14 protein-coding genes and 1 tRNA gene are annotated in these 11542 nt (G+C 61.2%); 12 read left to right on the top strand and 3 right to left on the bottom strand.

Going from position 1 to position 11542, the window contains the following annotated elements:
* The 3 genes from AC1DZP_RS28280 to AC1DZP_RS28270 form a co-directional block, all read left to right on the top strand.
* A partial coding sequence (locus AC1DZP_RS28280) for an ATP-binding protein (RefSeq protein ID WP_477306955.1) occupies nt 1-184 on the top strand: 184 nt, incomplete at its 5' end.
* Nucleotides 185-226: 42 nt separating this feature from the next.
* Nucleotides 227-1105 (top strand): hypothetical protein, encoded by an 879-nt coding sequence (locus AC1DZP_RS28275; RefSeq protein ID WP_477306953.1) that lies wholly within the window; start codon nt 227-229, stop codon nt 1103-1105.
* Between the two features lie 21 nt (nt 1106-1126).
* Entirely contained in the window at nt 1127-2788 is a 1662-nt protein-coding gene (locus AC1DZP_RS28270) for an ATP-dependent nuclease (RefSeq protein WP_477306951.1), read from the top strand.
* A gap of 92 nt (nt 2789-2880) precedes the next feature.
* Here AC1DZP_RS28270 and AC1DZP_RS28265 read toward each other — a convergent pair.
* A tRNA-Ser gene (locus tag AC1DZP_RS28265) sits at nt 2881-2970 on the bottom strand.
* A gap of 364 nt (nt 2971-3334) precedes the next feature.
* Here AC1DZP_RS28265 and AC1DZP_RS28260 point away from each other — a divergent pair.
* The 5 genes from AC1DZP_RS28260 to AC1DZP_RS28240 all read left to right on the top strand — a co-directional run bounded on the left by AC1DZP_RS28260 (nt 3335) and on the right by AC1DZP_RS28240 (nt 6502).
* A complete protein-coding gene (locus tag AC1DZP_RS28260; RefSeq protein WP_477306949.1) occupies nt 3335-4039 on the top strand; it encodes a hypothetical protein in 705 nt (234 codons plus the stop codon).
* Between the two features lie 120 nt (nt 4040-4159).
* Nucleotides 4160-4483 carry a hypothetical protein gene (locus AC1DZP_RS28255; protein ID WP_184876821.1) on the top strand — a complete coding sequence of 108 codons (324 nt, stop codon included), beginning with the start codon at nt 4160-4162 and terminating at the stop codon, nt 4481-4483.
* A gap of 214 nt (nt 4484-4697) precedes the next feature.
* Entirely contained in the window at nt 4698-5300 is a 603-nt protein-coding gene (msrA, locus tag AC1DZP_RS28250) for a peptide-methionine (S)-S-oxide reductase MsrA (protein ID WP_477306947.1), read from the top strand.
* Nucleotides 5301-5327: 27 nt separating this feature from the next.
* Nucleotides 5328-5516 (top strand): hypothetical protein, encoded by a 189-nt coding sequence (locus AC1DZP_RS28245; RefSeq protein WP_477306945.1) that lies wholly within the window; start codon nt 5328-5330, stop codon nt 5514-5516.
* Nucleotides 5513-6502 (top strand): BMP family lipoprotein, encoded by a 990-nt coding sequence (locus tag AC1DZP_RS28240; RefSeq protein WP_095084992.1) that lies wholly within the window; start codon nt 5513-5515, stop codon nt 6500-6502. The genes AC1DZP_RS28245 and AC1DZP_RS28240 overlap by 4 nt, the downstream gene beginning before the upstream one ends.
* A 64-nt stretch (nt 6503-6566) precedes the next feature.
* Here AC1DZP_RS28240 and AC1DZP_RS28235 read toward each other — a convergent pair whose 3' ends face one another.
* Entirely contained in the window at nt 6567-6965 is a 399-nt protein-coding gene (locus AC1DZP_RS28235; RefSeq protein WP_477306943.1) for a hypothetical protein, read from the bottom strand.
* Between the two features lie 22 nt (nt 6966-6987).
* Nucleotides 6988-7194 carry a SlyX family protein gene (locus AC1DZP_RS28230; protein ID WP_184877134.1) on the bottom strand — a complete coding sequence of 69 codons (207 nt, stop codon included), beginning with the start codon at nt 7192-7194 and terminating at the stop codon, nt 6988-6990.
* Between the two features lie 241 nt (nt 7195-7435).
* On the opposite strand from AC1DZP_RS28230, the gene AC1DZP_RS28225 reads away from it, so the two are divergent.
* From AC1DZP_RS28225 to cdd, 4 genes are all read left to right on the top strand, one after another.
* A complete protein-coding gene (locus AC1DZP_RS28225; protein ID WP_477306941.1) occupies nt 7436-8968 on the top strand; it encodes an ABC transporter ATP-binding protein in 1533 nt (510 codons plus the stop codon).
* Entirely contained in the window at nt 8965-10104 is a 1140-nt protein-coding gene (locus tag AC1DZP_RS28220) for an ABC transporter permease (protein ID WP_477306939.1), read from the top strand. Before AC1DZP_RS28225 ends, AC1DZP_RS28220 begins: the two co-directional genes overlap by 4 nt.
* Nucleotide 10105: 1 nt before the next feature.
* Nucleotides 10106-11077, top strand: coding sequence for an ABC transporter permease (locus AC1DZP_RS28215; protein WP_095084677.1), 972 nt, complete (start codon nt 10106-10108; stop codon nt 11075-11077).
* Nucleotides 11078-11140: 63 nt separating this feature from the next.
* On the top strand, nt 11141-11533 hold the full coding sequence (gene cdd / locus AC1DZP_RS28210; protein WP_184876837.1) for a cytidine deaminase: 393 nt from the start codon (nt 11141-11143) through the stop codon (nt 11531-11533).
* Nucleotides 11534-11542: the final 9 nt, after the last annotated feature.

The raw sequence follows: 11542 nt of genomic DNA, 5'->3' as shown, positions 1-11542 counted from the left end.
GGCCAGTGTCTTCGGCGATGCCAAGATGACGACCGCGCTTCTCGACCGACTGACCCACCATTGCCACATCCTGGAAACCGGGAACGACAGCTTCCGGTTCAAAAACAGCTCCGCACACGAGCCTAAAAAAGCGAAGGAGAAAGCCAGAACCTTGACCGTCAACACCGAACCGAAACATACATGAGAGGCGGGTCACTTCTCGGTGGAAATGCCGGGTCAGTTCTCGGTGGAAATCAACACCCTGCTCTCAGGGACGATGGCGGAGGTAGGTAGAGCAGAGAGGGAGGAGACCATATGGCTAACCGCAAGGATGGGCCGTGATGCGGTAGGCAAGAAGCTCCCCTATCAACTGGTGGACTATGTGGACACCCCTGACACATGCTCACTGCGGGGGGAGATGGAGGAGATCAACACCTTCCTCGCCACCCAGCGCATAGAGCTTCAAGGCCAGCCCCAAGCCGGTTTCAAGCTAACTCGCCGCTTCCTGCTGCGCGACATGGGAGACCCGCACACCTTCCACCTTCATGGTCGGCTCTATGGGGGCTTCTGGGAGTCCTTACCGAAGAGACTGAGGGCAGGCCTGCGCATCAATGGGGAGCCCATAGCCGACCTCGACTTCGCCAGCATGTTCCCAAGGCTTGCCTATGCGCGAGTAGGGGCTAAGCCGCCCGAGGGTGACCTCTACGCTATCCCCGGCCTGGAGGAGCATCGTGCCGGAGTGAAGGCTGGCTTCGCGGCCATGCTGTCGTCTTCGAACGAAATGACCCGCTTGCCGAGTGACGTGAAGGTTGCCTTGCCGATGGGCTGGACAGGAAGGCGACTAGCGAAGGCGATTGGGGCTAAGCACCCCGCTCTCGTGCCGCTCTTCGGCAAGGACATCGCCATGGACTTGATGTTCACCGAAAGCAGCATCTTGGTTGCCGTCTTGCTCCGGCTGGCGAGGATGGGAATAGCGGCGCTGCCTATGCATGACGGGATCATGGTAGCGGCAGGGCTCCGCGACGCGGCTAAGGGGATAATGCAGCAGGTATCGCACAGTTACGTTGAAACAGAGTTAGAAGTTGTGATTAAAGGTTCAACGAAGGGGTCGGCTGGCACAAGCTAAAGTCCGAGATGAGGGGGAGAAATGATTGGCGGCCTAAAGTTTCGGATTGGAGCAGGCCCCGACGCGGAACCCCTGAATCTCAAGACAGAGCCATCTATTACAATCTTCGTTGGCCCAAATAATTCTGGAAAAAGCCTGGCTCTAGCAGAGGTGCAACAAGGTTTATATGGATCGGACCTGCAACGTAGCTCGATCATATCACAAGTTAATATCACGCCATTGAACCCCAAGGCAGCAAAAGATTACGTAAGGTCTGCAGTTGCACCGTTAGGTCCAAATGAAACGTTGCCGCCTGACCACATAGCTGTAGCATTCAATGGGGGAAGGTTCCATGTCCATATCCCAACGTTATTGAGGGTTCTAAAAAACCCCGAAATGGACAGGCAATATTTTGGTCAGATGTACGCAAATCCGCAAATGTTGAATTTGGACGGACAGACAAGGGTCAATCTATGCAACCCGCAAGAAATTAATGATCTTAAGCAGCCCATGAGCTCTTTTGAGAAGTTATTCACTAACGATGCTCGCCGGCTGCGTCTACGAAATCTGGTGCACGAGGCTACTGGACAATACCTCGTGCTCGATATCACAGAAGGGAAGACCCTGCAGGTTCGTTTCTCCGACCATGCGCCGGAGGATGAGAGGTCACTCAGTGATGCAAATTTGGATTTTATGCGCCGTGCGCGGCCACTTGCGAGCGTCAGTGACGGGGTAAAAGCATACTCTGGCATCCTACTGCAAATGCTCGCCGGAAATCCAGGAGTGGTTTTCATCGACGAGCCCGAGGCCTTTCTGCATCCTGCTTTGGCGAGGTCGCTTGGAACTGAGAGTTCTAATGCGGCGGTCAAAGAGCGCAAAGTAGTTTTCGCATCCACCCATAGTCCGCAATTTGTCATGGGTGCCATCGAATCGGGTGCAAGAGTGAACATTGTGCGATTGACCTATTCGCAAGGGGTCGGGACAGCTCGTCATCTCCAGAATGAAAGCCTGCGGACGTTGATGAATGATCCAATGCTTAGGTCTACCGGGGTTTTGGAGGCTCTCTTTTACAACTTTGTGGTCGTTACGGAGGCTGACTCAGACCGAGCGTTCTACAGCGAGATTAATCATAGGCTCTTGAGTGTGGGAGACAGTCGAGGGATTAGGGCTGCTTTGTTTCTCAATGCGAATGGCAAAGACACGGTAGCGCAGATCGTAGCGCCGCTACGCTCTCTAGGAATTCCGACCGCAAGCATTGTTGACTTGGATGTTCTAAAAGAGGGCGGAACTTCTTGGACCCGCCATCTCTCAGGCGCAGGTGTTCCAAATGGTGAATTCGGCCCCTACGGTCAAAGGCGGGCAACGGTCCTCGCTAGCCTCAAATCGGGAGCGCCACATAACTTTAAGACGGATGGTGGCGTTAAAGTACTGGCAGGTGCCGAGCGAGAAACCGCAGACAACCTTTTGAGTGATTTAGCCCGATACGGCATGTTCGTCGTGCCTTACGGAGAGGTTGAAGCGTGGTTGCCCAGCCTCAACGTCCCGCGTGCGAAGACAACATGGCTCCGGAGGATTTTTTCTGCGATGGGCAGTGATCCGACCGATGCGGGCTACGTTACGCCAGCCCCAGCGGATGTATGGGATTTTATCGGCCTATTGAGGGAATGGCTTTCAGACGTCAATCGACGCGGAATTTCGAACTGAGCGATTTTTGGGGCACCGCCGTGGGGCACCGCGATCTGGTGGTGTGGATAATAACCGTTAAATTTCAATGGTTTATAGGGTTCCGAAGGTGCTGGCGGAGAGAGCGGGATTCGAACCCGCGTTACGGTCTCCCGTAAACACACTTTCCAGGCGTGCGCCTTCAACCACTCGGCCACCTCTCCGTCCGTGCATGTCGCGCCGGCCGGTTTCGCCGCGCGGGTTGGGGAGATGCACCTCCCTTGGGGCTGCGGTGCGGAACCTCCGCGCCGGCGCCGCCAACCAGCGAACGCCTTCCCCTGCACCTGAGCCGTCGAAGCAACAGGCGCGGGGCTCATCTAGTCGATCCGGCGCCGAATGCCAAGCCATAACGGCAGTCTATTCGCTTTGCCGGCCACACAGCGTTTCGCGAGCCTGCCGGCGCCCCCGTTTTGAGGCGCCGCCACCCGAATGATGTGCACAGGCAGGGCCGCAAGGCTGGCGGCGCTTGACTTCGCCCGGGGTCGCCTGTCTCGTGGTGGAAAGACTTTGCGGGGGCATCGTCCGGACATGACATCGAGCAATGGACAGACGCCAGCGAGGCGACCGGACAGCGGCCTGTCCTTCGTGCCGCCGGGATGGCTCGTCTTCGTCATGGCATGGTCGGTCTACGGCCTGATCTCCAGCTGGCGACTGGTCGGCGACTACGGCCTGCCGGACAGGGTCTTCTATCTCGTCTATAGCGGCCTTGCCGTCGACATCATCACCATCCTGTGGGGCCTTTATCTGCTCGGCCTCGCCTTCGGCCGCTCGGCCCGCTTCCCGCGCCATTTCACCATCTGGCAGATCGCCACCATCATCTGGTTGCTGGCGAGGCAGGCCTATGTGCTGACGATTTCCGATTTCGTCTTCTCGGGCCAGGCGCTTGTCGTCACCGCTGCCGAGATCGCCATCGGGGTTCTCTGCATCTATCTGCTGCGCCGCGGCTCCGAAGCCGGGACCGTCTACGTCAATCCTGAAATCGAAAGCCCGCCGGTCTTCGTCTCGGTCGTCGCCGCCCTGCTCGGCATCATCCTCGGCGCGGTCATCGGCGCCGTCGGTGGATTCTTCGCCGGCTCGGTGATTGCCGATGCCACCGACATGAGCTGCTTCGAGGGCGCCTGCGGCTATTTTGCCGTGTTCATCGGCCTGGCCGGGCTGGTCGTCGGCGCCATCGCTGGTGGCCTTTTCGCCGTCTGGCGCGTCCATCGGCGCAAACGCAAGCCGGCGGCATAGGCCGGACTTCAAATTCGCGTAAGGCGATTGCGAACCCGGCACGCGCATTCTATCTCTCATTTGAAACCGGACGACCCTTGGGAGGAGCCTGAGGACCGGCCGGGAGAAAAAGGTTCCTGCATGTTTCGCTTGCTCTTTCGTCTTGCCGCGATGGTCGCGCTGTCGATTTCCGTCATCATGGCGGTGCTCGACGCGACGCGGACCGTGGCGGCTTCGGCGCTGGTGCTGACCCCGCTCAACGCCAGTTGGCTGGCGGTCTCGCCTGACACGCGGGCAGCCTTCGAAACCTTGGTGCGAACCAAGGCCGGTCCGCTGCTGTGGGACGTTGCCATCGCCTGGGTGCTCAACCAGCCCGGCTTCGCCGTGTTCGCGGTGCTGGCCCTCCTGCTCTATGCGATCGGCTACAGGCGGCAACGACGCCCTGGACAGTTCGCCGCCACCTAGAGCAATTCCAGGAAAAGTGTGAAACGGTTTTCCGTCCGGAATTGCGTCAAAACAAAGAGATAGAGGGGCGGACCCAAAAGCGGGCACCGGTTTTTGGGAAAACCCGATGCTCGAACGATAGACCACTTCTTGTGTCCCACCATCGGAGACCGCGCATGTTCTTTCTCAGCGACATGCTGAACAAGAGCTCAATCTGCCGAAGCCGTCCGAGGCGTTGCCGGGCCGCGCCCGGGCGATCCCGACGACTTCCAGGCATCACGTCCTGAAAAAGCCTCTCAAGGGTCCCTATCCCGAGGGCTTTGAGAGGGCGCTGTTCGGGCTCGGCTGTTTCTGGGGCGCGGAGCGGCTGTTCTGGCAGCTCGAAGGCGTCTGGGTCACTGCGGTCGGCTATGCCGGCGGCATCACGCCCAATCCGACCCATCAGGAAACCTGCACCGGCCTTACCGGCCATGCCGAAGTGGTACTGGTCGTCTACGACCCCAAAATCGTCTCCTATGCCGCGCTTCTGAAGCTGTTCTGGGAAAGCCACGACCCGACGCAAGGCATGCGCCAGGGCAATGATGTCGGCACCACCTACCGCTCCGCGATCTACACATTCGGGGATGCGCAATTGCGGGCCGCGAGCGCCTCGCACGATGCCTATGAAACCGCTTTGCGCGTGGCCGGCCATGGCAGAATCACCACAGAGATCGCGCCGGCGCCTGAATTCTACTTCGCCGAAGGCGACCACCAGCAATATCTCGCGAAGAACCCCTACGGCACTTGCAACCTCAAGGGCACCGGCATCTCTTGGATCCCGGCTGCCATCTCCGCCTGACGCCCTTGGCGCAAGGATCGAGCCGCAGTGCTGCTTGCCCGCGCCATGCTTTTCCAAAAGGTCAAAATTCCGCGTGAATTTTGTTTCGGGCCGTGCCAGATTGCCGCCGAGCGGGAGGGGAATACACTCCTGGCTGATGTCGTATGCCTGCCGAAGAACCGGGCCGGCATGCGGCGCGTAACGGAAAAAATAACCGACAGGGTGTGGATCACATGAAACGTATCGTTCTCGGCCTCCTGGCCGCAACCGCAATGGTTCTTCCGGCTTTCGCCGCGGATGTCCAGCCGGCCATCCTCTATGATCTCGGCGGCAAGTTCGACAAATCCTTCAACGAGGCTGCCTTTCATGGCGCCGAGAAATTCAAGACCGAGACCGGCGTCGCCTATGTCGAGTTCGAAGTGTCCAACGCCTCGCAGCGCGAGCAGGCGCTGCGCCGCTTCGCCGAGGACGGCCGCAACCCCATCGTCATGGCCGGCTTTGCCTGGGAGGATGCGCTGAAGAAGGTCGCGGCCGAATATCCTGACCTCAACTTCGCCATCATCGACGATGCCGTCGATCTGCCCAATGTCCGCTCGCTGGTATTCAAGGAGAATGAGGGCTCTTACCTCGTCGGCATCATGGCGGCGATGGCTTCGAAGTCTAAGAAGGTCTCCTTCATCGGCGGCATGGACATTCCGCTGATCCGCAAGTTCGAATGCGGCTATGTCGGCGGCGCCAAGTCGGCAGGCGCGACGGACGTCATCCAAAACATGACCGGCGACACGCCGGCTGCCTGGAACGACCCGGCCAAGGGCGGTGAGATCGCCAAGACGCAGATCGACCAGGGCTCCGACGTGGTCTATGCCGCGGCCGGCGGCACCGGCGTCGGCGTGCTGCAGGCGGCGGCGGATGCCGGCAAGCTCGGCATCGGCGTCGATTCCAACCAGAACGGCCTGCAGCCCGGCAAGGTGCTGACCTCGATGCTGAAGCGCGTCGACGTTGCCGTCTACACCGCCTTCCTGGACGGCAAGAACGGCACCTTCAAGGGTGGCGTCGAGAATCTCGGCCTCAAGGAAGGCGGCGTCGACTACGCCATGGACGACAACAACAAGGCGCTGGTAACCGACGAGATGAAGGCGGCGGTCGAAAAGGCCAAGGCCGACATCATCGCCGGCAAGCTCGAAGTGCACGACTACACCGCCGACAACGCCTGCCCGTATTGATCGGCACGGACGTACAGCCATTATCTGCAAACCGCCGGGCGCAAGCCCGGCGGTTTTGCGTTGGCTATAGCTTGCCCGCCAGATAACCCAGCGCGAAGGCCACGATCAGCCCGACGGCAACGGCAAATCCGCGACGGCCGCCAAGCGCGTGCAGGCCGAAGCCGTGCGGCGCCTGCGACAGGCTTCGGATCACCGTCGGTGATTTGGCATCGCTGCCGCCCAGACCGAAGGTGCGCATCTGCGGCAGGTCGGCAATGCGCTGCGTGATCTCCGTCCAACGCTCTTCGCCATCAGCCGGTTTGGCGCGGTCGAAGAGGTGCATGCGTTCGGCAAGTTGCACGACCGCGTCCCGGAAGGCAGCGTCGATYTCGAGGTCGCGCTCGGCCCGTTCGCGTTCCGCATCGTTCATCAGGCCGAGCACATAGTCGCCGGCCCGCGCGACGCGATCGCTTTCACTGGCCATGACTTCCCCCTCCCCTTCTTCCTCACCAGTGCGGCGGCTTGGTTATGGGCACGTCCGGCGCCGCCTGCTCCTCCAGCGCCAGGAAGCGGTCCGTCAGCGCATCGAGCTTGCGCTGCATGCGCTCGATCACCTTCCACTGCTCGGCGATCTGGCCTGACAGTTCCTCGATGGTCTTCTCCTGTTCGGCGGCGCGGATCTCCAGCGTCGTCAGCCGGTCGGCGGGCATGATCATTCAAAGTCCCCAGTCTGGCAGCATAGTGCCTCGCAGCGCAGTGCATGGCGACGCCTTGCGCCGCGATGTCAATTTCACCTTTGCCATAGTAGCGAATGTGAAGGCCCCGGCCACGTTGGAAATTGACAAGCACACCGGGATTTGTCGAGAGTGACCAATGCTCCGCCAATTGGCACGGGCGGAGTGTCATGCTAGGCGTTTTGACCAAGCGATAAAAAATAAGAGTGGGACAGGCTGCATGGCGCAAGCCGCAATCGAGTTGATTGGTATCAACAAGAGTTTTGGCGCCGTGCGCGCCAACCGCGATATCAATCTGGAGATCGCACGCGGTACCATCCATGGCATTGTCGGCGAGAACGGCGCCGGCAAGTCGACGCTGATGTCGATCCTGTATGGGTTCTACCAGGCCGACAGCGGCGAGATCCACGTCGGCGGCCAGCCGGCCTCGATCAAGACACCCAATGACGCCATCGCGCTCGGCATCGGCATGGTGCATCAGCATTTCATGCTGGTCGACAATTTCTCCGTGCTGGAAAACATCATTCTGGGCGCCGAGAGCGACGCGCTGCTGAAGCGGAGCATCGCCAAGGCGCGCTCCGAACTCGAGCGTCTCGAACGCGAATACGGGCTGGAGGTCGATCCCGATGCGATCATCGAGGAACTGCCGGTCGGCCTGCAGCAGCGTGTGGAGATCCTGAAAGCGCTCTATCGCGGTGCCGAGATCCTGATCCTCGACGAGCCGACGGGCGTGCTGACCCCGGCCGAGGCAGACCATCTGTTCCGTATCCTCGGGCAGCTGAAGGAACAGGGCAAGACGGTGGTGCTGATCACCCACAAATTGCGCGAGATCATGGCCATCACCGACACCGTGTCGGTGATGCGCCAGGGCACGATGGTGGCGACGCGCGAGACCAAGAAGACCACCGTCGAGGAACTGGCCGAGCTGATGGTCGGGCGGCGCGTGCTGCTCAGGGTCGAGAAGGGCGAGGCGGATGCCGGCGCCGTCAAGCTCGCGGTCAAGAACCTGACGGTAAAGGATACGCGCGGCGTCACCATGGTCGACGACATCTCCTTCGACATTCGCGCCGGCGAGATCGTCGGCATCGCCGGCGTCGCCGGCAACGGGCAATCCGAGCTGCTCGAGGCGATTTCCGGCATCCGGCACGCCGTTTCCGGCTCGGTCATGCTCGACGGCAAGCCGATCGACCTGACGGGTGCCGCCGATCCGGGCGAATTGCGCGACCGCGGCCTCGCCCACGTGCCGGAGGACCGCCATCACGTCGGGCTGGTGCTGGCATTCGAGGAGAACGAGAATTCCATCCTCGGCTATCACGACGACCCCCGCTATTTGAAATGGCCATTCCTCAACATCGATGCCATCCGCAACGATGCCAAGGACAAGATCGCCAAATACGACATCCGTCCGGCCGACTGCCGGCTGAAGACCGCCAACTTCTCCGGCGGCAACCAGCAGAAGATCGTGCTGGCGCGGRAAATGGAACAGGACCCGGGTGTTCTCATCGTCGGCCAGCCGACACGCGGCGTCGATGTCGGCGCCATCGAATTCATCCACAAGCGCCTGATCGCCATGCGCGACCAGGGCAAGGCGGTGCTGGTGGTCTCGGTCGAGCTGGACGAGATCCGTTCGCTCTCCGACCGCATCCTGGTGATGTTTGCCGGCCGCATCGTCGGCGAGCGCGGCCCGGAAGCGACCGAAGGCGAACTCGGCCTGCTGATGGCTGGTGTCGAGCATCAGGAGGCCGCCCAATGAGCACGCCTTACGCCAAACTGCCGGCCTGGGCCGACTACGGCCTGATCCCGCTGATCAACCTGTTCGTTGCCTTCGTCGTCGCCGGTTTCGTCGTGCTTCTGGTCGGCGAGAACCCGTTCCGTGCCGCCGTCATCCTGGTCGAGGGCGCCTTCGGCAAGGGCACTGGCATTGCCTTCACCCTCTTCTATGCCACCACCTTCATATTTACCGGGCTTTCGGTGGCGGTGGCAGCGCATTGCGGCCTGTTCAACATCGGCACCGAGGGACAGGCCTACATCGCCGGCCTTGGTATCGCCGTCGTCTGTCTTTCCTTCGACAGCGTGCTGCCATGGTGGCTGACATTTCCGCTGGCCATCGTCGCTTCGTCGGTCGTGGGCGCGTTGTGGGCGCTTATCCCCGCCTACCTGCAGGCCAAGCGTGGCTCGCACATCGTCATCACCACCATCATGTTCAACTTCATCGCCGCTTCGATCATGGTTTACCTGCTGGTCGGCCCCTTGAAGCCGGCAGGGTCGCAAGCGCCGCAGACGCGCAACTTCCTCGCCGGCGCGGAACTGCCGAAGCTCAACTGGATCATCGAACTGTTCGGCGCCAAGATCCGCTCGGCGCCGCTCAATGTTTGCTTCCTGCTGGCGCTGGTCATGGCCTTCCTGGTCTGGCTGCTGATCTGGCGCACCAAGCTTGGCTACGAGATGCGCACCTACGGCCACAGCCCGAAGGCGGCACGCTATGCCGGAATTTCGGAAACCCGCATCATCATCACCGCCATGATGATCTCCGGCGCGCTGGCCGGCATGATGGCTCTTAACCCCGTGATGGGCGACCAGCACAATGTCGCGATCGACTTTGTCAGTGGTGCCGGTTTCGTCGGCATCGCCGTGGCGCTGATGGGCCGCCTGCACCCGGTCGGCATCGTGCTGGCGGCTATCCTGTTCGGCATGCTCTACCAGGGCGGCGCCGAGCTTGCCTTCGAAATGCCGGCGATCAGCCGCGACATGATCGTCATCATCCAGGGTCTGGTCATCCTGTTCGCCGGTGCGCTCGAGCACATGTTCAGGCCTTACATCCAGGCGCTGTTCGCCTCGTTCAGTCCGCGATCGGTCGGCATGGAAGCGGTCAAGGGGAAGGGTGCCTGAGATGGATGTGTTCAACGCAATCGTCCAGACATTGGACTCCACCATCCGCCTCTCAGTGCCGCTGCTGCTCGCTTGCCTTGCCGGCCTCTATTCGGAACGCGCCGGCATCTTCGACATCGGCCTCGAAGGCAAGATGCTGGTCGGCGCCTTCGCCGGTGCCGCGGCCGCTTCCGTGTTCCATTCGGCCTTTCTCGGCCTCGGCATGGCCATCCTGATCTCCGTCGCCTTTGCCATGGTCCACGGCTTTGCCTCGATCACCCACCGCGGCAACCAGATCGTCTCTGGCGTGGCGATCAATTTCATCGCCGCCGGATCGACCATCATCCTCGGCCAGGCGTGGTTCCAGCAAGGCGGGCGCACGCCGGCGTTGCAACCGGGCGAGCGCTTCGAGGCCATCACCTGGCCGGGTGCCGACGCCATCCACGACGTGCCGATCATCGGACCGATCTATGCCGAGCTTCTGTCGGGCCACTCGATCCTGGTCTATCTCGCTTTCCTGATGGTGCCGTTCACCTGGTGGGTGCTGTTTCGCACCCGCTTCGGCCTCAGGCTGCGCGCCGTTGGAGAGAACCCGGCCGCGGTCGACACCGCCGGCATCTCGGTCGCCTGGCTACGCTACCGGGCGCTGATCTGCACCGGCGTGCTGACCGGCATCGCCGGTGCCTATCTGTCGATGGTGCAGAATGGCGGCTTCGTGAAGGACATGACCGCCGGCAAGGGCTACATCGCGCTGGCCGCGCTCATCTTCGCCAAGTGGAAGCCGGTCAACGCCATGTTCGCCTGCCTCCTGTTCGGCTTCCTCGATGCAGCGGCGATCCGCCTGCAAGGCTCGCCGCTGCCCATCATCGGCAAGGTGCCGGTGCAGTTCATGCAGGCGCTGCCCTATATCCTCACTGTCATCCTGCTCGCTGGGTTCATCGGTAAGGCGATCCCGCCGCGCGCCGGCGGCGTGCCTTACGTCAAGGAACGCTGAGGTCGAAGCGCTGCCCGGCGTAGGCGCCGGGTTTTGGACACGATCGTCGGAGAGAACGAACCAATGTCGCATGATCTGTTCGAAGCGGCCAAAGCTGCCATGGCCAAGGCCTATGCGCCCTATTCGAAGTTTCCGGTCGGCGCCGCCTTGCGCACCGAGGACGGGCGCGTCTTTGCCGGCGCCAACATCGAAATTGCCTCCTATCCGGAAGGCTGGTGCGCCGAGACCACAGCGCTTGGACACTACATCATGGGTGGAGGCGGCAAGATCGTCGAAATCGCCGTCCTTGCCGAACGCATGGCGAAATGCTCGCCCTGTGGCGGCTGCCGGCAGCGGCTGGCCGAATTTTGCCGGCCGGAAACAAAACTCTATCTCTGCGACAATGCCGGCGTGGCCGAGACCGTGACCATGGGCGACATGCTGCCCTACGGTTTCCGCGGCGACATTTTGAAATGAAGACTTGGT

The sequence above is a fragment of the Mesorhizobium sp. P2_F8 genome (genome assembly GCF_056403655.1).
Note: the sequence above shows the minus strand (reverse complement) of the source record. Positions and strands in the feature narration are given on the sequence as shown.